A 23,079-nucleotide genomic window follows, 5' to 3' on the forward strand; every position below is an offset into this window, starting at 1 on the left:
GAAAGTTATAGTTATTTTGTTGTGTCTCTTAGTTTGAGTTTGCTCGGTACATACACTCGTAATGGGATGGTTCTGCCGTCACGAGATTTCTCAATCAATAAGTTAACACCTTGAATTCCCATCAGTTCAGAGTGAATACGAACGGTTGATAAAGATGGGAAGGTAAATTTAGCTGTTGGGATGTCGTTTACACTGATGAGCGCAATATCATCAGGAATGCTTAATCCATGCTCATGAACTGCACGTAAAACACCGATTGCAATTGAATCTGATGCAATAAACATCGCTTTTGGGTAGTCGCCACTTTCTAACATCTTCTTCGCTAGTTTGTAGCCCGAAGAGCTAGAGAAGTCGCCTCGGTAGATGTCTTGTTCGCTCACAACGTTCTTTAAACCGCCGTATTCTGCGAAGGCGATCTCACGAATATCAGAGGTGTTGATATCGTCCTGGCCGCCGATGAAACCAATGCGCTCATAACCTTGGTTGATGAAGAAATTGGTGATTTCTTTGCTGATACGAGCGAGATCGATATCAACAGAATCATAAGGTTCTGAGTGATCAGTGAAGTCAACGTAACAGATGTTATCCGTAAGCTTTTTCGCTTGCTCGATAACTTCTTGAGTCATTCTTCCTACGAGCAAAATGCCAGTAACTTGGCTTGAGTTGGTCTGTATTTTACTTTCATAACAGTTGGTTAGGTCGACATCCATCTTTTCGCACTGGGTTTCAATACCGTGACGAATTGATAGGTAGTAAGGGTCGTTAACTTCCGCTTCTTGCTTGTAGTTATACAGTGCAAGGAAGTGGTGGTGCTGCTTTTTGCTGCTAACCGTTTTACGTGAGCTGCTCGTTTTGTACTCCAGCTTCTCTGCAATTTCAAAGATACGCCTTTTGGTCTCTTCCTTGACGCTTAATGTAGGATCTTCATTGAGAACCCGAGAAACGGTAGCTAATGAAACATTAGCTTCAGTCGCGATATCTTTTAACGTTGCCATACTCACTTCCTGTTCTTGGAACATTGCGCTGCTTTGAAATTTGTCTTTAGTAAAAAAAGCAATGCACCTCTTTATTGTACAGACCTATTGTAATCAAACTGAAAGTCATTGCATTAACTTTTAGTAAAATAAATGCTCAACTCCTCTGTGATGTCTCAAATCTAACTATCTACAAATATCTCATTTAAATTCAATGAATTAGATGTCTATATCGATTTGTTTTTTCTATAACTTAATCGACGAGCTGTGTGTAACTTTGTGTAAACGTTTACACTTCGTGGTTCTGATCACAGAAATATTGCCAAATTGGCTGCTACTATTTCCGCAACAACGAACCAATACGCAGCGTATTGGGGCAGATTAAATCGTGAATGACAGCGAAGAGAGGTTGATTGTGAAAGTACTGGTTACAGGCGGTATGGGTTACATCGGGAGCCATACATGCATCCAAATGATGCAGGCAGGTATGGAGCCAATCATTGTAGACAACCTTTGCAATAGCAAAGAGCTAGTACTGGAGCGAATCAATGCGCTAACCGGTCAAACACCAACATTTTATTTAGGTGATATCCGTGATGAGTCGTTTTTAGATGGCGTGTTTGCCAAGCATGATATCCAAGCTGTGATTCATTTTGCAGGCCTAAAAGCGGTGGGTGAATCGGTCGCTAAGCCTTTGGAATACTACGATAACAACGTTAATGGCTCATTGGTTCTTGCTCGCTGTATGAAAAAAGCGGGCGTGAAAAGTATCGTGTTTAGTTCTTCAGCGACTGTCTACGGTGACCCTGAGATTGTGCCAATCACCGAAAGCTCTCCAACAAGTGCAACGACTAATCCTTATGGTCGAAGTAAGTACATGGTTGAAGAGTGTTTGAGTGATTTATTCAACGCTGAAAATGATTGGAGCGTGACGTTACTGCGTTATTTCAACCCGGTTGGCGCGCACCCCTCAGGCACTATGGGCGAAGACCCACAAGGTATTCCAAACAACTTAATGCCATTCATTGCGCAGGTTGCTGTCGGTCGTAGAGAGAAGCTTTCTATTTTTGGAAACGATTACCCAACACCGGATGGAACTGGCGTTCGTGACTACATCCACGTGATGGATTTGGCCGATGGCCATGTCGCAGCACTAAAAGCGGTCGGCGAAAAGGCAGGTTTGCACATTTACAACCTAGGGACAGGTAAGGGATCGAGTGTTCTAGAAATGCTGCAAGCTTTTGCTGAAGCATCAGGTAAGCCGGTTCCTTATGAAATCTGTCCACGCCGTGCTGGTGATATTGCGGAATGTTGGGCAAGCACGGAAAAGGCGGAACGTGAACTTGGCTGGAAGGCGACTCGCAGCGTGATGGAGATGACGGCGGATACGTGGAATTGGCAGTCGAATAACCCTAATGGCTATTAACTTGATGTAATTGAAAGCTGTAACTCCAACTTCTTTGGGGAATGCAGCGGTAAGAGATTAGAAAAGAGAGATTCCAGATATCTCGTACCTCGATTCTGGAATGACGGGTGAGTTAAAGGTTCTTGAGCGCTATAGGCTATTAGCTGATGCACCGAGCTATAGAGCTCTGGAAAAACGTCTAAACATAGAGGTTTAGACACTGAGTTTTATCAAACGTCATTCCAGATTCGAGGGACGAGCGTGATAGGGAATCTCCTCGCAGAAGAATTACTTATCTTGGTGAAAGTGCCAAGACACAAAAATTAAGAGCAATGTAAGTATGTCAAAAGTTGAATTTAACCCAGTAGACCACCCACACCGTCGTTATAACCCACTAACGGGTCAGTGGATCTTAGTCTCGCCGCATCGTGCGAAACGCCCGTGGAGTGGCCAAGATGAAAAGCCATCCACTGAGCAACTGCCAGCGTACGACAAAGAGTGCTTCCTTTGTCCAACTAACACGCGTATCTCGGGTGATGAGAACCCAGACTACGACGGAACTTACGTGTTCAGTAACGATTTCGCGGCGTTGATGCCTGATTCGCCTGACGCTCCAGAGTCTGACAATCCTCTATTTAAGACTCAAGGTGTTCGAGGGCTGAGCCGCGTTATCTGCTTCTCGCCAGATCACAGCAAAACATTGCCGGAACTACCGGTGAACAAAATTCGTTGTGTGATTGATACCTGGAATGAGCAGATAGAAGAGCTAGGAAAAGATTACCTATGGGTTCAAGCGTTTGAAAATAAGGGCGAGACCATGGGCTGCTCTCAGCCACACCCGCACGGTCAAATCTGGGCGAACAGCTTTCTGCCAAATGAGATTGAGCGTAAAGAGAAGCTGTTAAAAGAGTACTTCAAACAACAAGGCTCAAACCTATTAGTGGATTACGTTGAAGCAGAAATGAAAGACGGCTCCCGCACAGTGGTTGAAACCGAGCATTGGATTGCTGTGGTTCCTTACTGGGCTGCATGGCCGTTTGAAACTATGTTGCTACCTAAAACGCATATTCGCCGCATGAGTGAACTGACTGACGAGCAGCGTGATGACTTGGCACTTGCGATTAAGAAGCTGACCAGTCGCTACGACAACCTATTCCAATGTTCATTCCCTTACTCAATGGGCTGGCACTACGCGCCGTTCTTTGAAGAGGGCACCGACATCGACCATTGGCAACTGCATGCGCTTTTCTACCCGCCGCTACTGCGCAGCGCATCAGTTCGTAAGTTTATGGTGGGCTACGAAATGTTGGCAGAATCTCAGCGTGATTTAACCGCAGAGCAAGCGGCGCAGCGTCTTCGTGATTTGAGTGAGGTTCACTATAAAGAGCAGTAATAGGCTGCTTAGTAAATAACAAGCGAGATTCCAGATATCTCGTCCCTCGATTCTGGAATGACGGCAGATGAGAAGCCCAGAAGTTCGAGCTTTGGGCCTTCGAGTTTAGAAGCTTAGCAGCCGATGTTGTCATTCCCTACCGTGAGAGACGAACGAGATAGGGAATCTAAAAGAATTAAAGTGGTGCCGAGAAGGAGCCATTACCAATTGAACAAAGAGTTTAAGCAGAGAGTTTACTTATGTCTGATCTAATCCAAAACGTGAAAACATCTTTTGAGCAAGTCCTTGGTTACCAAGCGACTCATATTATTCAAGCACCAGGTCGTGTGAACCTGATCGGTGAACACACAGACTACAATGATGGCTTTGTCCTACCGTGTGCCATTAACTACCAAACCGTAGTCGCGGCGGCTAAGCGTGACGACAACATGGTACGCGTAGTATCAGTGGACTACGGTAATGCAGTCGATGAGTTCGATTTAACTCAAGAGATCACCTTCCAACAAGACAAAATGTGGGCGAACTACATTCGTGGTGTGGTGAAGTGCTTAAAAGGTCGCGGCTTTGAATTTACAGGTGCAGACATCTCTGTAACGGGTAACGTACCTCAAGGTGCAGGTTTAAGTTCTTCTGCGGCACTTGAAGTGGTGATTGGTCAGACATTTAAGGTGCTTTACAACTTAGAGCTCACTCAAGCGGAAGTAGCATTGAACGGCCAGCAAGCAGAGAACGAGTTCGTTGGCTGTAACTGCGGCATTATGGATCAAATGATCTCGGCGGAAGGTCAAGCGAATCACGCGATGCTTTTGGATTGCCGTAGCCTAGAAACTCAAGCGGTTTCAATGCCTGAAGATATGGCGGTGGTGATCATCAATTCAAACAAGAAACGTGGTTTGGTCGACAGTGAATACAACACGCGCCGTGAGCAGTGTGAAGAAGCGGCTCGCTTGTTCGGTGTTCCAGCTTTGCGTGATGTAACGATTGAGCAGTTCAAAGCGAAAGAGTCTGAGCTGGATGAGATGGTCGCTAAGCGTGCTCGCCATGTGATTACCGAGAATGACCGAACGGTGGAAGCGGCTCAAGCTCTACGTACTCATGACATGAAACGTATGGGTGAGTTGATGGCGGAATCACATGCATCAATGCGTGATGATTTTGAAATCACAGTCAAAGAGATCGATACGCTAGTGGATATGGTTAAAGAAGTGATTGGCGACCAAGGTGGCGTACGTATGACTGGCGGTGGCTTTGGTGGTTGTATCGTGGCGTTGGTTCCGCCAACTTTAGTTGATGAAATTAAAACAACGGTAGAACAAAAATACCAAGCAGCGACCGGACTAAAAGAATCCATTTATGTGTGCCAAGCGAAAGACGGCGCTGGTCTAGTTGAAGTAATCTAACCGACAGACAAAAGGCTTATCACACAAAAAGATCATGGTAGGCCAAATGCTAATGCCTTTACCTTAAGGTAGGGGCTTTATTACTGGCAGTAGAAGGAATTTAGAATGACACAAGCGCAGAACCTGCATCAATCCATGACAGAAACTGCAGCCTATGATGGCCAACCTGCTCAGCTTGTCACACTGTCCAATGCACGCGGTATGGAAGTGACATTCATGGATATTGGCGCAACGTGGTTGAGCTGTATCTTGCCAGTAAAAGGAAATAGACGAGAAGTACTATTGGGTGTGAATTCACTGGATAACTTCGAGAAGCAAGCCAGTTATATGGGGGCGACAGTTGGTCGTTATGCTAACCGCATTGCCAATGGTCGTTTCAAGATTGATGGCAAGACTTATAAGCTGGCAACCAACCAAGCAGGGAACACCTTACATGGTGGTCCGAATGGTTTTGATAAACGTCGTTGGAATATTACTGAACAGACTGAAACATCGGTTGTGTTTAGCTTAGTTTCAGCCGATGGCGACCAAGGTTTTCCGGGGAATTTGAACGTGTCGGTTCGTTACGAAATCACCGAAGATAATCGAGTCTCTATCGATTACACAGCCAACACTGATAAACCAACCGTAGTGAACCTAACCAATCATGCCTACTTTAATCTGCTCGGTGCAGAAGCAGGGCACGATTGCTTGTCTCACATTGTGAGTATCAACGCGTCTCAGTTCTTGCCAACCAACTCTGTCGGCATTCCATTAGGCAACTTGAAATCGGTGAAATCGACCAGCTTCGACTTTACTCAGCCTATGATGATCTCAGAGCGTTTATTGGGTGATGAACAACAGAAAGCCGCTAAGGGTTACGATCACTCTTTCTTATTGGCTGACGGCTGTAAACGCACTCAATGTGCCGCGACTGTGACCTCGCCAGATGCGCTCGTCACTTTAAAAGTATTTTCAACCAAACCTGCGATGCAGTTGTACACCGGAAACTGGCTTGGTGGCACACCAAACCGAAGTGGTGGCAGCTATGAAGATTACGCAGGTTTGGCATTAGAAACCCAGTTCTTACCTGACTCTCCTAACCACCCAGAGTGGAAGCAGGACAGTTGTATTCTCCAGCCTGAACAAGAATACCACTATCGTACCTGCTACCAGTTTGAATTTTCGGGGGATTCTTCAAACTAGTACGCTCTAGCTCAAAGCGGTGATGCCATTGCTTTTGTTTATTGATGAATAGAGGGGTGTGACTTGTCATGTGTCTCTGGGGGAGATGAACCAAAGCGGCACCTAGCAATCATTTTGTCTAAATAGGAAGTGAGTGTTGGGTACTTGAGTAAGGTAAGAAAGCCCTAGCAGAAGTGATTCTGTTAGGGCTTTTTTGTTTCTTAGTGCGTTTTTTAAACGGTCGCTTAGGCTTTTTCTACCGAGTTACGGCGCACCAAAGTAGGAGAGAACATCATAGGCTCTGCCGAAGTTGTTTCCTCTTTTGCCAAGCTCAAGGCGAGTCGTGTTGCTTTCTCAGCCATCATTTGAATAGGGTAACGAATGGTCGTCAGTTTCGGGTGAACATAGCGGGCAATTAATCCATCATCAAAGCCGATGATCGACATGTTATCCGGTGCTTGAATGCCGTTCTCGTCGAGCACAGACAAGGCACCCGCGGCCATGTAGTCGTTGTAGGCCACAATACCGGTGATCGGTAGGGATTTAGTCAGCAGATTGGTCATCGCATACTCGCCGCCATCGCTGGTTGGCTGGGCGTGTTCAATATAACTTTCAGATAGCTCAATGCCGTACTCTTTCAGAGCGGCTTGGTAGCCCTCAACACGTTCATTTGCATCTTCAATGCTTGAAGAAGAGGCGATACAGGCAATGTTTTTATGGCCATGACGAATCAAATATTCAGTCGCGAGAAATGCGCCTTTCTTGTTATCAAGGAAGATGCAGCGTTCGGCAATCTCTTCGATATAGCGGTTGATCAACACTAAGCCTTTCACTTCTTTGGCGTAGCCGATCAGCTCTTCATCGGTTAGACCTTTTGAGTGAATCACAAGTGAATCGCAGCGGTTATTGATCAGCAGTTCAATGGCTTGCTTCTCTTCTTCACGGTCATGAGAGCCGTTGCCCACTAAGATGTGTTTGCCGTTTTCTCTTGCCACGTTGTCGACCGATTTAACGAGCGTGCCAAAGAAAGGATCCGAAATATCACCCACGAGTACGCCAATGGTATTGGTGCTTTGGCTTACCAGCGCGCGAGCATTGGCGTTGGGACGGTAGCCAAGCTTAGACATCGCTTTAGTTACTGACTCAATAGAGCTAGCACTCGCCTTAGGGGATTTATTGATCACTCGAGATACGGTTGCAACAGAAACACCAGCTTCCTTTGCTACATCTTTGATTGTCGCCATTTTTAACCTCATTTGATTGCTGTGCTTATTTAACACCGACAATGAGAGCAAGGCAATGAAACTCTTATTTTACTTCTATTATTGAGATCTTTACCGCTTGTAATTATTGAACTTAGTGCTAGTGTAAACATTTACATTTTACTTAATTTTAGTAAATTCTTGGTGGGTAAAAAATCAATCAATATAGGAAGTGAGAAATGGATACTATCTCTTATGGTGACTTTGCTAAGTTAGAAATGCGAGTGGGTAAGATCATCGAGGTTGTACGTCATGAAAATGCGGACAAGCTTTACATCGTGCAAGTCGATGTGGGTGAAAAGACGCTGCAAACAGTGACTAGCCTAGTGCCTTACTACACAGAAGAGGAGTTAATGGGTAAACAGGTCGTGGTGCTATGTAACTTAGCGAAAGCCAAAATGAGAGGCCACACTTCTGAATGCATGCTGCTGTGTGCAGAAACCGATGATGAATCTGAAAGTGTCTTGCTGACACCAGAGCGTGCAATGCCAGCGGGTATTCGAGTGGTTTAAGCGGTCTACTTAGTCGGTGAGCTCATTTGTTATAAGCTCATCGACCTCTATGTTCTCAAAGCTCCAAAATGACCAAAGATCCAAATTATTGCAGCTTCAACATCACCTAAGTCTTTAAAGGTTAGCCGCGCGCACTCAATATCAAACCATCAATTACACTGTGGTGGTGATCTGAAACACCTGCAAGGTTGCCATATTTAGGCTGGTGGCGGTCATTTTCTAATGGGTGGTGCCAACCTTGTGTGTGTTTGACAAAGTGCGCCGCAAAGCTTTCAGACACCTCTAAACACCCAGCTATAACGGTATCGACATAGGTTTGAACGATAGGGCTGTTCTCACAAGGCGCTTCAATCTCGTCTTTGATGTATACCCAGATCGATTGATCCGTTTTAAAGTCAGTTTGGCTCTCTATCTGCTCGGGTTTGAGTTCGATTCGGCGATAGCCACGTTCACGATGATCAAACTCAGCAAGCGCTACCTCGTCGACTTCAAGCAAAACACCATTCACTTGCCCTTCACCAAGGTTGACGATCAAAGGGGATAACACGTAACTGTCATCGATCTTACTCCAATGGCGCACTAAGCCATGAACAATCGCTGGGATTGCTTGACCTGTTTGACCTGTGAGTTGACGTGAAGATGAGTTGATCAAGCTGCCATAACCAAAAATATACATCGCGTTCCTTGTCTGTTCTTTTGTATTTGAGACTAGTCTTACTATATGTGGCGAGATGGCAAAAGTCAGTAAGTTTCTATTTACACATCTATATGTCTTTATGACTCTTTGGGTTGTGTTTTTTTGACTTGTTTATTGGCTATTGAATCTCGTGAGTGGCTGTTTTTTCTGGCTTTATCTAGTTGGCGCGTTTCATGCAACGTAATTTGCATATTGCATCGAATTTGATGCACACCAAATTTGGTTTAGGTAATACCTTGGCCGCTTATCTGAGAATTAGGAGCGAGTTTGTTAAATATCACAGATAAAAGTGTAGAAGACGCGATTCCAGCCTACCTGCGTTTAGGCTTTCGACCTTTCTTCTTTCTAGGCAGTCTCTATGCCGTGATTGCGATTGTGGCTTGGGTCATCATGTTTCAAAACGGTCAGCCTGAGGTTTTAAACGTTCCCGCACTGTGGTGGCACGTGCATGAGATGCTGTTTGGTTTTTCGATGGCGATTGTTGTCGGCTTTGTGCTCACTGCCGTGCAAACCTGGACAGGCGTCAATGGCACCAAGCATTATCGATTAGCCGCGCTAGTCGGTTTATGGTTAGCACCTCGTATTCTGTTTTGGACGCCGGCTCCGCTGTGGCTGATCTCTTCGATTGAAGCGCTGTTCTTAATCTTCGCGGCTTACGAGATCGGTTTTCGTGTAGTGCAGTCGAAAGGTTGGAAGAACTTGTTCTTCGTTCCGCTGTTTGTACTGGCGATTGTGGCGAATTTTGCGAGCTACGCGACCATTAAGGGAATGCCTCCGTTCCCATCATCAGCGGTATGGCAAGCCATGCTGTGGTGGTTTACCTTGCTGCTGTCTGTCATGGGCGGACGAGTGATCCCATTCTTCACTGCACGTCGCTTTAACTTTGAAAAAGCGCAGCCATTGGTGTGGTTGGAATGGCTTGCAAACCTGCCTTTGGTAGGACTGTTTGTGCTGAGCTTCTTCCCTCTGGCCTTTGCTCAAATGGGCAGCGGATTAATGGTTTTTGCCGGTGTTGCTCAACTGGTACGCTTCATCCGTTGGAAACCCTGGACAACCCTATCTGAACCTTTGGTGTGGTCACTGCATGCGGCTTACTTGTGTATTCCTCTAAGCTTGTTGTTACGTGGCCTGTTAGAGAACCCATTTGCCAGTCATAACATGCTGCACTTGTTCGCAATTGGTGGCTTGAGCGGTTTGATTCTGGCGATGATAACCCGAGTGACAATGGGACACACTGGTCGTGCGATTTACAAAGGACCAAGCATGGCGCTCGCATTCTCTGCAATTTTTGTGGCAGCGCTAGTACGTAGCTTAGGTGTCACCTTCTTCCCTGGTTATTTGTTTGAGATGGTGAACCTAAGCGCAGGCTTATGGACGTTGGCGTTTGGTCTGTTTATTTGGAAATTCGGCATGATGTTACTTACCCCACGAGTGGATGGTCATCCGGGGTAAACTGATTTTGGTATATTGATAAAAAGGGAAGCGTTGAGCTTCCCTTTTTTGATTGAACTACACACTTATGAACTTATTGAGTGTTCGCTATCAAGTATTGGCGTACCTGCGTAATCAGGTCTTCTTTGGCATGAGGGGAGATGAAACTCGCTTCCACCGCATTAATACTGAACTGCGCTAACTCTTGATGAGTGACAGGGTGGGCGTTGGCAACCGCTAGGAAATTATCATTCATGTAGCCACCAAAGTAAGCCGGGTCGTCGGAATTGATGGTGACACAGAGTCCTTTTCTCAGTAGTTCGACAATGTTGTGCTGCTCCATGGTATCGAAGACTTTTAGCTTGGTATTCGATAGTGGACAAACCGTCAGTGGAGTACGTTTGGCTATTAGTTGCTCCATCAGTTCTTTATCTTCAACACAGCGAACGCCATGATCAATTCGTGTAATACCTAACAAACTCAATGCATCGATAATGTTTTGCGCAGGGCCTTCTTCTCCGGCGTGTGCGACAGTCAGGAAGCCTTGGTTGAGCGCTTCTTGGAATACATGCTTAAACTTCTCGGGTGGGTTACCTTGTTCTGATGAATCTAAACCAACCGCAATGATTTTATCTTTGTAAGGCAAAGCCTGTTTGAGTGTCTCGAACGCGCTGTTTTCATCAAGGTGACGCAGAAAGCACATGATCAGTTGGCTGCTTATCCCAAGTTCATGTGCAGCTTGGTCGAGTGCTCGAGTAATGCCTGTGATAATAGTGTCGAAGGCGATACCGCGCTCAGTGTGGGTTTGCGGGTCGAAGAAAATCTCAGTGTGGACCACATTGTCTTGTTGGCACTTTAATAGGTAGGCCCAAGTGAGGTCGTAAAAGTCTTGTTCATGAATCAGTACATTGGCGCCTTGATAATAGATGTCGAGAAAAGACTGCAGGTTGTGGAATTGATAGGCATCTCGCACTTGCTCTGGGTTCTCAAAGGGGATCGATACGTTATTGCGCTTGGCCAGTTCGAACATCAGCTCTGGTTCCAATGTGCCCTCAATGTGTAAGTGCAGCTCAACCTTCGGTAAATTTTTGATGAAGCTATCCATAGCAACTCCTTAGCTATTTTAATTATGGGCGGAGTAGGGGAAGATAATTAACGCCTACCAAGCTAACGGGTTAGACGACTCATTTATCTCTGTTTGAGCATAGTTCATTTGATGGTTGCCGATGAAATGAGACTGAAATTGTTAGGGATTAGAGGCTGTTGAGTGCTTAAAAATGAGCCGCAAACGATTTGCAGCACTAGAGTGTGATCCGCTGCAAATATTTGCAGCAATATTCGTTGATTTGTGCTCTAATACCGCGCTTACCAAGGGATGGTGTTAAAAGATGCTCACTTAGATGGAGTTATCAAAGTTGACCGATCCCATAATGATCTCCCTTAGGAAAAAATAGAACATGTCTAAGAACAAAAAATTTGATATCCGCCTTACAGAAAAACGCAACGGCTGGTGTGCAGAGATTACTCGTCAAGTAACGTCTCGCAGCACAACAGTATCTAAGCGTGAGTCTGGTTTCGAAACAGAAGCGCTTGCACAAGAGTGGGCTGAGAAAGAGCTAGCATCTTTCATCGCAAACCAAGCTGAACGTAACGAGCGTAAAGCGGAGCAACGTAAAGAGCGCGATGAACTACGTCACGCTAAAGAGCTTAAAGCTGAGCAAGCACGTGAAGCACGCGCTAAAGCTCGTGCAGAAGAGCAAGAAGACGCTGAGTAATTCGGTGCACGATTAATTTATAGGTCCCTTAATTTTAAGATAAGGGAGTTATAAAAAAGCCCCAATATAGTCACCTATATTGGGGCTTTTTCGTTTGTGGAGTTCGTTGCTATTTGCTTAAGAGCGACGGTTTTGGCTTCTCGCTTTTTACATCGCTCTCTCAAGCCTTAATCAGTTGTTTAGCGCAGTTAGCCAATCATCTTCTGCTACTTCTTCAATGTAGCTTTCTACTGTTTGTCCCACTTCTTCATCGTCTTGCTTGAAGTAAGCGATGTGGAACACAGCATCACCTTCGTTCACCAAAGGTAGCGTTTGTTGGCCAATCACGATACCGCCTTTAGTCGTGATAACTTGGCTCTCTTGATGACCCAGTGGAGAACTGATGTAGGCAAGAGTTTGTCCTGCTTCAACTTGTTCGCCTAGTCTCACCATGTTACGCAAGATACCGTCTGATTCTGCACGAATCCAGCTGGTGGATTTGCTCAATACTGGTTCTGGCAGCTTCTTACGGTTCGGACGCAGCATGCCGATTTCTTTCATTACTTGGTGAATGCCAAGGTAGCCTGCACGAATCGCTAGGTGATCAAAGCGCAGTGCCTCACCACCTTCGTATGTCAGTACTGGAATCCCCAACTTTTCCGCTTCACTTCGTAGTGAACCATCACGCAGAGGTGAGTCGATGATCACTGGGGTCGCGAAGGCTTTTGCGATGCGCATGGTTTCTGGGTTCGAAAGGTTCGCACGAATTTGTGGCAAGTTCGTACGGTGAATCGCACCCGTGTGTAGATCCAGAATGAAATCACAGTGCTTAGCCACGTTCTCGAAGAAAGTGTAAGCGATACGTGATGTTAGCGATCCTTTCTCACTACCTGGGAAGCAACGGTTTAGATCGCGACGGTCTGGTAGGTAACGAGACTTATGGATGAAACCGAACACGTTAACGATAGGCACGACAATCAAGGTACCTTTCAGTTTCTTTGGATCGATAGCGTTCGTCAGCTGTCGAGCAATCTCAACACCATTTAACTCATCACCGTGAATCGCTGCGTTTACCATCAGTGTTGGACCTGCTTGGCGACCGTGAATGATTTCAATCGGGATTGAAAGTGGAGAGTGCGTGTAAAGCTGAGCTGCTTGCAGTTCAATCTCCATTCGCTGTCCTGGCTGAACAGTAGAACCAAGTAATTCGAATGGTTGATTAGGTTTTAGTCTTGCCATTTAGGTTGTTCTCAACATGGTGATAATTCGTTAACACGGAATGTAGCAATCGTTGATTTTTAGTACGAATCAATCGGTTTACGGTAACGACAAAACTTTTTTGTGGAGGCGCATCGGGAACGGTATTCCATGGATGGCGCCCTCTTTGGAATACGCTTTTTATTTGTAAGGTTTCTGACAATTTATTGATTTAACTCTGATAATTGTGTTTTTCGCACTTGCTATTATCCATCGCCATTTTCTGGCGGCCAATTTCAAATATCGAGATGAAAATGAAAAAAACAATTTCAAAAGTTGTAGCACTTGCAGTGGTATCTGTTGCTTTATCTGGCTGTGTTGGTAGCAACGCAGTAACGGGTTACCTAATGAAGTTCAACCTTAAAGCCGTTGATAACCGTTACGCACGTGGTGGCTTAAACTTACTGTTGGCACCGGCATACGGTCTAACGGTTGCAGCGGATTACCTGGTATTCAACTCACTAGAGTTCTGGACTGGTAGCAACCCACTAACGGGTGCGCCGCATATCTTTGATACTAAGGTGGATACTTACATTGATATCAACCATCAGCTAGATCCGTCTCTAACGGAAGCGCCTGTAGGTCCAATCACTAATGTAAATATGATCGAAAAAGGTCAGATGCAGCAGATTGATGAAAACACTATCCAAATGGATATCACTTACCAGTCTGGTGAGCGAGCGACACTAATCGGTGTTCGTGATGGCGAGATGGTAACGTACTTTATCGATGGTGAAGTCGTTGCACAAACGTCAATTGATGAGCTAGAGAGCTACGCAGCGTCACGCGCTTAATGTCTTAGCTGGTTGCAAAGATTAGATACAAAAACAGGTACTCATTGAGTACCTGTTTTATTTTGTCTGAATAAATGGTGTTTACTGTAAACACCATTTATTGAACAAACGTAGCTTATCGAATTAAGCTTTTTCTGGGATTGCTTCTAGTAGCGCGACCATTTGGTTCCAGAATAGCTCAACCGTATCAATCTTCACTTTCTCATCTGGAGAGTGAGGGAACTTGATAGTAGGGCCGAAAGAAACCATGTCCATGTTCGGGTAAGGTTCTTTGAATAGACCACACTCAAGGCCAGCATGGATAACCATGATGTTTGGCTTGTGACCGTAGATGCCTTCGTACATGTCGCGGAAGATGTGCATGATTTCTGAATCTGCATCTGGCTTCCAACCTGGGTAAGCGCCAGAGAACTCGATGCTCGCACCCGCAAGCTCTGCTACAGAGTGAAGCATGCTTTCAACTTGGCTACGGCCAGAGTCGATCAGAGAGCGGATTAGGCAAAGTACAGTGATTGAGTTCTCTTCTGTCGTGATAACCCCCACGTTTAGAGATGTCTCAACAACACCTTCAATCTCATCACTCATACGAATCACGCCGTTTGGCGCCGCGTTAAGTGCTGCGATGAAGCGAGCTTGGTCAGCAGCTGCAAGTGCGCCCATTTCAACTGAAGCTTCTTCGTTGAAAGTCACGATGCTGTCTTCTACTTTACCTAGCTCTGTAGAAAGTAGCTCTGTGTAGTCGTTGTATAGCGAAGCCAGTTTCTCTTGGTTTGCCGCTGGAACAGCAACGGTAACGAAACCTTCACGAGGGATCGCGTTACGAAGGCTACCACCTTTGAATTCTACGATGCGTAGGTCTAGCTCTTTCGCGTGACCAGCTAGGAAGCGAGCAAGCAGTTTGTTCGCGTTTGCACGACCTGTGTGAATATCACAACCTGAGTGGCCGCCTTTAAGACCTTTAAGCGTTAGCTTACGAGTCACGAAATCTGCTGGGATTGCAGTACGAGCAATGTCAAATGTCATTGCGCCGTCGATGCCGCCAGCACAACCCATGTACACTTCGCCTTCTTGCTCTGAATCGGTGTTAAGAAGGATGTCGCCTTCTAACCAACCCGCTTCAAGACCGAATGCACCTGTCATACCTGCTTCTTCGTCTACAGTTAGCAGAACTTCGATTGGGCCGTGCTTGATTTCGTTTGATGCAAGAACCGCTAAGCATGATGCCATACCCATGCCGTTATCTGCGCCAAGCGTTGTGCCTTTTGCAGTAACCCACTCACCGTCGATGTACGGTTGGATTGGGTCTTTAGTGAAGTCATGAACCGTATCTTCGTTCTTTTGTGGAACCATATCGATGTGAGCTTGTAGCACAACACCTTTTTTGTTTTCCATGCCCGGCGTCGCAGGCTTTTTGATGAATACGTTGCCCGTTGGATCACGGCGTACATCTAGCCCTTGCTCTGTTGCCCAAGCAATAATGTATTGAGCAAGCTCTTCTTCATGCTTAGAAGGGTGTGGGATTGAGCAAATCTTATCGAAGAACTGCCAAATAGGGGCAGGGGATAATTTACTGATCTCAGAATGGAATTCAGACACGGATGACTCCTTTTTTATTTGATAACCATATATTTAGGCTTTCTATGGGTATAAACATAGAGCAAAAACCTAAAATATAGGTCTGTTTTGATGCCGACAGCATACCATTAGAGTGTTTTGACGAGTAGCGCTTCTAAACCTGAAATGCTTCAAATTTTGAACGCCATCTTGTTCATTTGATCTTGTATAAGTGCTCTGATGCTTATAAAAGATGCAAGCAAACGTTTGTTTAAGTCTATTTTGTAATTTTATTACGAAATTAAGTTTGCAAAATAACCCGTATTGGTCAAAAGTGTGACCTGAAGCAAAAAATACTTGTAATCTTTTTTCTTTAAGGTATATTTGTAACCAACTTCTGAAGTGAAGAGTAAATGCTCAAAGGATGAGTCCGTTTATCGCCTCCAAGGAACCGAGAAATCAAATTCGTTTTTTATTGATTTATTAAGGTGATAGTTATGAAAGGTTTACCATCTGCAATGTTCTGGCTTAACAACTCTGTTTACACTAGCAACTTTGCATACCCTACAAGTTTCGGTTACTAATACCGTAAGCATGTAACTCGAACAGTTTTGTTCACCCCTATATATTGGAATTCTCTAACAACCCTCTTGGTTGACAGATTCTACCGCCACTCAGTTTTGAGTGGCGTTTTTTTTGCCTGCTACTTTATCCCCAGCTGTGATTCGTCATCTATCTACGACTATGCTCGGTTGTTTTTTAAACAGCAAAATATCAATTTGAGCCTTATTACCGATTCTGTTGAAAATCGGATAAATATTGTGGGTTTGAATTGGCAAATTTAGCGCCAGATTCTTAATGAAAATAACTGATAGTTGAAAAAGTAATCAAATAAATACGACCGTTAAATTGTTTTTAGTCTATTGTTTTTAATGTGTATTTTTCTTTTTTGATATGATTTTTAATCGCTTGGTTTCATACGTCATTCTGATAAATATTATTTAGAGCCTTAATTCTATCTGGAATTTGTTATTTGATAACTTTATAATCCACAGCCAATCGATTACGCAACCGTTTACTTTTTACCCTTATAGGATTCGATAATGTTCGAAAAGCTATTCAAACTCAGTGAAAACGGCACCAATGTGCGCACTGAAATCATCGCAGGTCTAACAACCTTCCTAACAATGGCTTACATCATTTTTGTAAACCCAATGATCCTAGCTGATGCTGGTATGGACCACGGCGCTGTATTTGTAGCAACCTGTTTAGCGGCTGCTATTGGCTGTTTCATCATGGGCTTTGTTGCTAACTACCCAATTGCTCAAGCTCCCGGTATGGGGTTGAATGCCTTCTTTACCTACGCGGTTGTGATGGGCATGGGTTACACCTGGCAAGTTGCTCTAGCGGCAGTGTTTGTTTCGGGTGTGATCTTCATCTTCTTGAGTATCTTTAAGATCCGTGAATGGATTATCAACTCGATTCCTATGTCTTTGCGTGTAGGTATCTCTGCGGGTATCGGTCTTTTCCTAGCGTTTATCGCACTTAGCAATGCTGGCATCGTGGTTTCTAACCCTGCAACTAAAGTATCTCTTGGCGACATTACTGCTATTGCTCCTATCCTTGGTGCTCTTGGTTTCTTCCTTACTATTGCCCTTGTACACCGTGGTGTGAAAGGTGCAGTAATGATTGCAATTCTAGCTATTACAGCTCTTGGCATTATCATTGGTGACGTTCAGTACGGCGGTATCATGTCTACACCACCAAGCCTTGCTCCGACTTTCATGCAGCTTGATTTCTCTGCAGTATTTGAAATCGGTATGATCTCTGTTGTATTTGCTTTCCTATTCGTCGACTTATTCGATACAGCGGGTACGCTAGTGGGTGTTGCTACAAAAGCGAACCTAATTAAAGAAGATGGCAAACTACCTCGCCTGAACAAAGCACTGCTTGCTGATTCAACAGCAACGTCTATCGGTGCTCTTCTAGGTACATCGAACACGACTTCATATGTAGAGAGTGTTTCTGGTGTTGCTGAAGGTGGTCGTACTGGTCTAACGGCTGTTGTCGTGGGCGTACTTTTCCTTCTTGCTCTTTTCTTCTCACCACTTGCAGGTATGATTCCGGCGTACGCAACATCAGGCGCACTTTTCTATGTAGCAATTCTGATGATGTCAGGCCTAGTTGGCATTGATTGGCGTGATCTTACGGAAGCAGCACCAGTCGTGGTAACATGTCTACTTATGCCGCTGACGTACTCTATTGCTGAGGGTATCTCACTAGGTTTCATCGCTTACGCTGCAATTAAGCTGCTAAGTGGTAAAGGTCGCGACGTTTCACCTGCTGTGTGGATCATGTCGGTAATCTTTATTCTTAAATACATTTTCGCTTAATCGTCTAGATTTCTGCTTAAACGCTGAAGAGGCTATGTTTGGCATAGCCTCTAATAACATGAAAAATTATTAGGTTTTATACTATGAGCAACAAATTCGTTATCACTTGGGACAACATGCAGACTTACTGCCGTCAACTAGCAGAAAAGCAAATGCCAGCAGAGCAGTGGAAAGGTATCTGGGCTGTAAGCCGTGGTGGTTTGGTTCCTGGTGCAATCTTGGCTCGTGAACTGGGTATTCGTCACGTAGATACGATTTGTATTTCTAGCTACGACCACGATCACCAACGTGATATGACTGTCGTTAAAGCACCTGAAGGTGACGGCGAAGGTTTCCTAATCGTTGAAGATCTTGTTGATAGTGGTGACACTGCACGTAAGCTTCGCGAAATGTACCCTAAAGCTAAACTGATCGCGGTATGTGCTAAGCCTTCTGGCGCGCACCTACTAGACGAGTACATTGTTGATATCGCTCAAGACACGTGGATTGAGCAACCTTGGGATACTAGCCTAAGCTACGTTGAGCCAGTAAATCGCAAGTCAAAATAAGCGTAAACTTAGTTTTTTGAGAAATGACCCTTTATAGGGTCATTTTTTTTTATATTATTAGTGAAAATCATTTCTTATTAAGTATCCCAATGTCTGAACCAGAAGAAACGAGCTCGAACCTTTCGGAAACCTTGTTTGTAAAGCACAAGCAGGCCAAAGAGACCTCAATGCTGACACAATACATGCCAAGCTCTGAAGCGTTATTGGATGAGAAGCGTGAACAGCAAAACTCATCATGGTACCGAAACCTAAGGCGTCTTCAGTGGGTATGGCAAGGCGTGAATCCTATTGAGCAAGAAGCCGTACTGGCTCGAATCGCGTCGTCAGACAACTCTCGTACTACCGATGAGTGGCTAGACACAGTGATGGGGTACCGCAGTGGTAACTGGGCCTATGAGTGGACCAAGTTGGGCATGTTGCATCAGAACCGCTCCAATGAAAAAAGCGGTGAAGAGGTGGCTGAAGAGCTGTTCTCGGCCTCTTTATGTTTTAGTATTGCAGGCTACCCGCATCTAAAAAATGACAATCTGGCAGCTCAGGCCCAAGTGTTAGCAAACGCAGCCTATTCTGAAGCGATTAAGCACACTAAGCTGATTGTTAAGCAGATTGAGGTGCCGTATCAGAACAAGAAAATCAAAGCCAACCTACACCTAGCGAAAACCGACAAGCCTCAACCTGTTGTAATCGTGAGTGCTGGTTTAGATAGCTTACAAACGGACATGTGGCGTTTGTTTAGGGATTATCTGGCGCCAAAGAACATTGCGATGCTTACCGTAGATATGCCATCGATAGGTCACAGCTCTCATTGGCCGTTAACCGAAGATTCTTCGTGCCTGCACCAAGCGGTATTGAACGAGCTGCCAAATATCCCATGGGTTGATCATCATAAAGTGGGCTTGTTTGGTTTCCGTTTTGGCGGCAATGCGATGGTGAGGCTGTCGTTTATCGAGCAACAGAAGATCAAAGCGTGTATCTCTCTTGGTGCGCCAATTCACGATATTTTTGTGCATGCCGATAAACTAAAGCAGATGCCGAAGATGCATTTGGATGTACTGGCTTCTCGTTTAGGTAAAGGTGCTGTTGATATCAATAGTCTCTCTGGTCAGTTGATGGCGTGGTCTTTGAAGGTCCAAGGTCTGTTGGCGAACAGTAAAACCAGCGTTCCTATCTTAGCGTTAGCCTTAGAAGGGGATCCTGTGTCACCGCCAATGGATAATCAACTGGTTGCTATTTACAGTGATTACGGCAAGGCAAAGAAAATCAAATCGAAATCAATTACACAAGGTTATGAGCAATCCCTCGAATTAGCGATAAAGTGGCTTGAGGATGAATTATTTAGATGACATTTCTCCTAAATTGGTTAAGCATGAAAAGTGTACAGATTAAGTACCTGATACTCAGAGAAAATTTATAAAGTCCAACTGCATGTTTTCAACGTATTGCAGTCTGAGTAACGTCATTCTTAACATTGAAAATGGAGATTCAATATGTCAGAAGTGACACAAGAACCAACGCATTATCGCTTGTTAAATGTATTAAAGGCCATTGGGCCATACTTGAGGGAGCCGCAATCAGAAGAAGGCCACTATATTTTTGATTGCTTGTCAGTGTGTGTTAACGATAAAAAATCACCAGAAGAGCGTGAGTTCTGGGGCTGGTGGATGGAGTTGGACAAGTCGGAAGAGGGGTATTCGGCGAAGTACAACATTGGTAAATACAACATCGAAGGCAAGTGGGATTCATTACCTCTGCCTAAAAAGGCAGTTTCTGAGGTCACTAGAACTCAGGAAGCCTTCCACCAAAAACTGGTTGATGAACTTCAAAGTAAGTTTGAAATCAGCATCCAATTGGACGAAGAGTCTGTCGAATTCGTCTGATTTTAAAGGTTACTCTTCTATATAAAGTAAAAAGGTGCGATTTCGCACCTTTTCTGCTTGTGAATTCCCCTGTTGATTGCTAAAACATCACCTCTTATTTGTTTTATCCATAAAAGACTTCATGACAACAAATCATCAAAGCGGGACAACAGCGCAGCGTAAAACTGTCGTTGTTAAACTGGGTACCAGTGTCTTAACTGGTGGAACATTGGCATTAGACCGTGCTCATATGGTTGAGCTGGTTCGTCAATGTGCTGAATTAAAAAAACAAGGCCACTCTGTGGTTATGGTTTCGTCTGGCGCAATTGCAGCAGGACGTGAGCACCTTGGTTACCCCGCACTTCCCAACTCAATGGCGAGCAAACAGTTGCTTGCTGCAGTTGGGCAAAGTCAGTTGATTCAAGTTTGGGAGTCTTTATTCGCTATCTATGGCCTTAAGATTGGCCAGATGCTACTGACTCGTGCTGATCTCGATGACCGCGAGCGTTTTCTGAATGCTCGTGACACGATCAACGCACTCGTTGAACACGATATTATTCCTGTCGTGAATGAAAACGATGCAGTCGCGACCAACGAAATCAAAGTGGGCGACAACGATAACTTGTCGGCATTGGTTGGTATTTTATGTGGCGCTGATAAGCTTTTGCTACTGACAGACCAAAAAGGTCTATTTACTGCAGACCCTCGCAAAGATCCAAATGCAGAGCTCATCAAAGAAGTAAAAACCATTGATGACACGCTGCGTAAGATTGCAGGTGGCAGTGGTACTACGCTAGGTACAGGTGGCATGGCGACAAAACTGCAGGCGGCGGACATCGCTCGTCGTGCAGGTATTGAAGTTATCATTGCAGCAGGTAGCGCCGAAAATGTGGTTTTTGACTCTTTGAGTGACAATCCTCAAGGCACACGTTTCTTACCGTTAGCCGAGGCGCTTGAAAACCGTAAGCGTTGGATTTTAGCTGGCCCAGCTTCTGCAGGTGACATCGTGGTTGACGATGGTGCGGTGAATGCCGTTAACACCAAAGGCAGCAGCTTGTTGGCAAAAGGGGTGGTTCGAGTTAAAGGCGAGTTCTCTCGTGGTGAAGTCACCCAAGTTACAGACAGTAAAGGCAAAGTAGTCGCGCGTGGTATCGCTAGCTACTCAAGCCAAGACCTTGCAAAAATAGCAGGCAAGCACAGTAAAGATATTGGCGACATCCTTGGTTACGATTACGGGTCAGAAGTCATTCATCGTGACGACCTTGTCGTTATCCAAGAATAGTTCGAGATGACAAGGTGATGAACGGCGCATCTGGCTTTTGCACTAGATGCACGTAGTACTCATCGCCTTTTTCATCTAAAGGCAGACAGAATTTAGGGAGAGTTAAACGTGGATTTAACTAACATGGGTATCGCAGCAAAAGAAGCTGCTTTTCACCTAGCGACCGCATCAACGGCGCAAAAGAACAAGGCATTGGCGATCATCGCTGATGAGTTAGAAGCAAATGCAGCCGTTATCCTAGAAGCGAACGCAAAAGACATCGCTCTGGGCCGAGAAGCAGGTCTAACGGACGCACTGCTTGACCGTCTACTTCTGAATGAAGAACGCTTATCGGGCATCGCGAACGACGTTCGTAACGTTATTAGCTTGAATGACCCTGTGGGCAGCGAAATCGACAGCAAAGTACTGGAAAACGGTATGTCATTGTCTCGTCGTCGTGTACCTCTTGGTGTGGTTGGTGTTATCTATGAAGCACGTCCGAACGTAACTATTGATATTGCGGCACTGTGTCTGAAAACAGGTAACGCAAGCATTTTGCGTGGTGGTAAAGAGACGTTCTTCTCGAACATGGAGCTTGTAAAAGTTATCCAGTCTGCATTAGAGAAAGCGGAGCTTCCGGCTGCGTCTGTTCAGTACATTGAAAAGCCAGATCGTGAACTTGTTTCTCAGCTGCTTAAGCTAGATGACTACGTAGATATGATCATCCCTCGCGGTGGCGCTGGTCTGCACAAGATGTGTAAAGAGAACAGCACTATCCCGGTAATCATCGGTGGTTTCGGTATCAGCCATATTTTCGTTGATGAAAGCGCGGATCTTGAGAAGTCTGTCGATGTGGTTGAAAACTCGAAAGTACAACGCCCATCAGCATGTAACTCACTAGATACTTTGCTTGTTCATGAAGCGGTAGCTGAGGAGTTCCTTGGCAAGCTTAAAACACGTCTAGCGGACAAAGTGACACTAGTAGCAGACTCAAGTGCGAAGGCGCTTCTTGCTGATTTCGCTGACGTGCGTGATGCAGGTGAAGATGACTTTGACACCGAATGGCTAAGCTACACACTTGGCGTAAAAGTGGTTGCAGATGTTGCAGAAGCGATTGACCACATGCGCGTGCATAACGCGAGCCATTCAGATGCGATCATGACTAATAGTTTAGAAAGCTCTGAGCGCTTCATTAACTCGGTAGGCTCAGCAGCCGTGTACGTGAATGCATCAACTCGCTTTACTGATGGTGCACAGTTTGGTTTAGGTGCGGAAGTAGCAGTCTCTACTCAGAAACTGCACGCTCGTGGTCCTATGGGCTTGGAAGAGCTGACTAGCTACAAATGGGTGGGCAAAGCGAATTATCTTGTTCGCGGTTAATGTTTCTCGTTAACTTTACTCTGCAGCTCATTTTAAAAATTGCT

Annotated in this window: 20 protein-coding genes; 14 read left to right on the forward strand and 6 right to left on the reverse strand. The window is 45.1% G+C overall.

Annotated features, from left to right (window positions below; translation table 11 throughout):
- Positions 1–11 precede the first annotated feature (11 nt).
- Positions 12–995 carry a transcriptional regulator EbgR gene (gene ebgR, locus F0228_RS08155; protein WP_019824887.1) on the reverse strand — a complete coding sequence of 328 codons (984 nt, stop codon included), beginning with the start codon at positions 993–995 and terminating at the stop codon, positions 12–14.
- A 394-nt stretch (positions 996–1,389) separates the two neighbouring features.
- On the opposite strand from ebgR, the gene galE reads away from it, so the two are divergent.
- The 4 genes from galE to galM all read left to right on the forward strand — a co-directional run bounded on the left by galE (position 1,390) and on the right by galM (position 6,357).
- Positions 1,390–2,400 carry a UDP-glucose 4-epimerase GalE gene (gene galE, locus F0228_RS08160; RefSeq protein ID WP_019824889.1) on the forward strand — a complete coding sequence of 337 codons (1,011 nt, stop codon included), beginning with the start codon at positions 1,390–1,392 and terminating at the stop codon, positions 2,398–2,400.
- Between the two features lie 319 nt (positions 2,401–2,719).
- Positions 2,720–3,772 carry a UDP-glucose--hexose-1-phosphate uridylyltransferase gene (locus tag F0228_RS08165; protein ID WP_019824891.1) on the forward strand — a complete coding sequence of 351 codons (1,053 nt, stop codon included), beginning with the start codon at positions 2,720–2,722 and terminating at the stop codon, positions 3,770–3,772.
- A gap of 239 nt (positions 3,773–4,011) precedes the next feature.
- Entirely contained in the window at positions 4,012–5,172 is a 1,161-nt protein-coding gene (galK, locus tag F0228_RS08170) for a galactokinase (RefSeq protein ID WP_105057524.1), read from the forward strand.
- A gap of 105 nt (positions 5,173–5,277) precedes the next feature.
- The gene (gene galM / locus F0228_RS08175; protein ID WP_019824895.1) at positions 5,278–6,357 is read left to right on the forward strand and encodes a galactose-1-epimerase; all 1,080 of its coding nucleotides are present in this window, start codon (positions 5,278–5,280) and stop codon (positions 6,355–6,357) included.
- A 224-nt stretch (positions 6,358–6,581) separates the two neighbouring features.
- Here the strand turns inward: galM and F0228_RS08180 are convergent, their stop codons facing one another.
- Complete coding sequence (locus tag F0228_RS08180) at positions 6,582–7,580, reverse strand: substrate-binding domain-containing protein (protein ID WP_019824897.1); 999 nt, start codon at positions 7,578–7,580, stop codon at positions 6,582–6,584.
- 197 nt (positions 7,581–7,777) lie between these two features.
- Between F0228_RS08180 and F0228_RS08185 the strand changes: the two genes are divergently transcribed.
- Complete coding sequence (locus tag F0228_RS08185; RefSeq protein ID WP_008218676.1) at positions 7,778–8,110, forward strand: tRNA-binding protein; 333 nt, start codon at positions 7,778–7,780, stop codon at positions 8,108–8,110.
- Between the two features lie 121 nt (positions 8,111–8,231).
- Here F0228_RS08185 and F0228_RS08190 read toward each other — a convergent pair whose 3' ends face one another.
- A complete protein-coding gene (locus F0228_RS08190) occupies positions 8,232–8,786 on the reverse strand; it encodes a gamma-glutamylcyclotransferase family protein (RefSeq protein WP_019824899.1) in 555 nt (184 codons plus the stop codon).
- Between the two features lie 288 nt (positions 8,787–9,074).
- Between F0228_RS08190 and F0228_RS08195 the strand changes: the two genes are divergently transcribed.
- A complete protein-coding gene (locus F0228_RS08195) occupies positions 9,075–10,259 on the forward strand; it encodes an NnrS family protein (protein ID WP_019824901.1) in 1,185 nt (394 codons plus the stop codon).
- A gap of 73 nt (positions 10,260–10,332) precedes the next feature.
- On the opposite strand, the gene F0228_RS08200 is transcribed toward F0228_RS08195, so the two are convergent.
- Positions 10,333–11,343: an adenosine deaminase gene (locus F0228_RS08200; protein WP_019824903.1), complete on the reverse strand. Its 1,011-nt coding sequence runs from the start codon at positions 11,341–11,343 to the stop codon at positions 10,333–10,335.
- Positions 11,344–11,695: 352 nt separating this feature from the next.
- Here F0228_RS08200 and F0228_RS08205 point away from each other — a divergent pair, with 352 nt between their 5' ends.
- Complete coding sequence (locus F0228_RS08205; RefSeq protein WP_004741494.1) at positions 11,696–12,013, forward strand: DUF3622 domain-containing protein; 318 nt, start codon at positions 11,696–11,698, stop codon at positions 12,011–12,013.
- Between the two features lie 171 nt (positions 12,014–12,184).
- Here the strand turns inward: F0228_RS08205 and F0228_RS08210 are convergent, their stop codons facing one another.
- Positions 12,185–13,231 carry a succinylglutamate desuccinylase/aspartoacylase family protein gene (locus F0228_RS08210; RefSeq protein ID WP_019824906.1) on the reverse strand — a complete coding sequence of 349 codons (1,047 nt, stop codon included), beginning with the start codon at positions 13,229–13,231 and terminating at the stop codon, positions 12,185–12,187.
- A gap of 272 nt (positions 13,232–13,503) precedes the next feature.
- Here F0228_RS08210 and F0228_RS08215 point away from each other — a divergent pair, with 272 nt between their 5' ends.
- Entirely contained in the window at positions 13,504–14,043 is a 540-nt protein-coding gene (locus F0228_RS08215; protein ID WP_004741496.1) for a DUF3332 domain-containing protein, read from the forward strand.
- Positions 14,044–14,166: 123 nt separating this feature from the next.
- Here F0228_RS08215 and F0228_RS08220 read toward each other — a convergent pair whose 3' ends face one another.
- The gene (locus F0228_RS08220) at positions 14,167–15,639 is read right to left on the reverse strand and encodes an aminoacyl-histidine dipeptidase (protein WP_171731261.1); all 1,473 of its coding nucleotides are present in this window, start codon (positions 15,637–15,639) and stop codon (positions 14,167–14,169) included.
- 1,061 nt (positions 15,640–16,700) lie between these two features.
- On the opposite strand from F0228_RS08220, the gene F0228_RS08225 reads away from it, so the two are divergent.
- The 6 genes from F0228_RS08225 to F0228_RS08250 all read left to right on the forward strand — a co-directional run bounded on the left by F0228_RS08225 (position 16,701) and on the right by F0228_RS08250 (position 23,035).
- The gene (locus F0228_RS08225; RefSeq protein ID WP_008218658.1) at positions 16,701–17,990 is read left to right on the forward strand and encodes an NCS2 family permease; all 1,290 of its coding nucleotides are present in this window, start codon (positions 16,701–16,703) and stop codon (positions 17,988–17,990) included.
- 83 nt (positions 17,991–18,073) lie between these two features.
- Positions 18,074–18,538: an oxytetracycline resistance phosphoribosyltransferase domain-containing protein Tet(34) gene (tet(34), locus tag F0228_RS08230; RefSeq protein WP_004741499.1), complete on the forward strand. Its 465-nt coding sequence runs from the start codon at positions 18,074–18,076 to the stop codon at positions 18,536–18,538.
- An 89-nt stretch (positions 18,539–18,627) separates the two neighbouring features.
- Positions 18,628–19,881, forward strand: coding sequence for an esterase FrsA (frsA, locus tag F0228_RS08235; RefSeq protein WP_171762100.1), 1,254 nt, complete (start codon positions 18,628–18,630; stop codon positions 19,879–19,881).
- Between the two features lie 144 nt (positions 19,882–20,025).
- On the forward strand, positions 20,026–20,415 hold the full coding sequence (crl, locus tag F0228_RS08240; RefSeq protein ID WP_004741501.1) for a sigma factor-binding protein Crl: 390 nt from the start codon (positions 20,026–20,028) through the stop codon (positions 20,413–20,415).
- Between the two features lie 76 nt (positions 20,416–20,491).
- On the forward strand, positions 20,492–21,676 hold the full coding sequence (proB, locus tag F0228_RS08245; protein WP_171367898.1) for a glutamate 5-kinase: 1,185 nt from the start codon (positions 20,492–20,494) through the stop codon (positions 21,674–21,676).
- A 108-nt stretch (positions 21,677–21,784) separates the two neighbouring features.
- The gene (locus F0228_RS08250; protein WP_171762101.1) at positions 21,785–23,035 is read left to right on the forward strand and encodes a glutamate-5-semialdehyde dehydrogenase; all 1,251 of its coding nucleotides are present in this window, start codon (positions 21,785–21,787) and stop codon (positions 23,033–23,035) included.
- Positions 23,036–23,079 lie beyond the last annotated feature (44 nt).

This window comes from Vibrio sp. 99K-1 (genome assembly GCF_013114585.1).
Taxonomy (GTDB): domain Bacteria; phylum Pseudomonadota; class Gammaproteobacteria; order Enterobacterales; family Vibrionaceae; genus Vibrio; species Vibrio chagasii_B.

Bases quoted from the DNA above. Each gene is read 5' to 3' on its own strand.
- crl (WP_004741501.1), top strand. From the start codon at position 20,026: ATGTCAGAAGTGACACAAGAACCAACGCATTATCGCTTGTTAAATGTA.
- F0228_RS08165 (WP_019824891.1), top strand. From the start codon at position 2,720: ATGTCAAAAGTTGAATTTAACCCAGTAGACCACCCACACCGTCGTTAT.
- F0228_RS08200 (WP_019824903.1), bottom strand. From the start codon at position 11,343: ATGGATAGCTTCATCAAAAATTTACCGAAGGTTGAGCTGCACTTACAC.
- ebgR (WP_019824887.1), bottom strand. From the start codon at position 995: ATGGCAACGTTAAAAGATATCGCGACTGAAGCTAATGTTTCATTAGCT.
- galK (WP_105057524.1), top strand. From the start codon at position 4,012: ATGTCTGATCTAATCCAAAACGTGAAAACATCTTTTGAGCAAGTCCTT.
- galM (WP_019824895.1), top strand. From the start codon at position 5,278: ATGACACAAGCGCAGAACCTGCATCAATCCATGACAGAAACTGCAGCC.
- F0228_RS08225 (WP_008218658.1), top strand. From the start codon at position 16,701: ATGTTCGAAAAGCTATTCAAACTCAGTGAAAACGGCACCAATGTGCGC.
- frsA (WP_171762100.1), top strand. From the start codon at position 18,628: ATGTCTGAACCAGAAGAAACGAGCTCGAACCTTTCGGAAACCTTGTTT.
- F0228_RS08210 (WP_019824906.1), bottom strand. From the start codon at position 13,231: ATGGCAAGACTAAAACCTAATCAACCATTCGAATTACTTGGTTCTACT.
- F0228_RS08215 (WP_004741496.1), top strand. From the start codon at position 13,504: ATGAAAAAAACAATTTCAAAAGTTGTAGCACTTGCAGTGGTATCTGTT.
- F0228_RS08190 (WP_019824899.1), bottom strand. From the start codon at position 8,786: ATGTATATTTTTGGTTATGGCAGCTTGATCAACTCATCTTCACGTCAA.
- F0228_RS08180 (WP_019824897.1), bottom strand. From the start codon at position 7,580: ATGGCGACAATCAAAGATGTAGCAAAGGAAGCTGGTGTTTCTGTTGCA.
- F0228_RS08205 (WP_004741494.1), top strand. From the start codon at position 11,696: ATGTCTAAGAACAAAAAATTTGATATCCGCCTTACAGAAAAACGCAAC.
- F0228_RS08185 (WP_008218676.1), top strand. From the start codon at position 7,778: ATGGATACTATCTCTTATGGTGACTTTGCTAAGTTAGAAATGCGAGTG.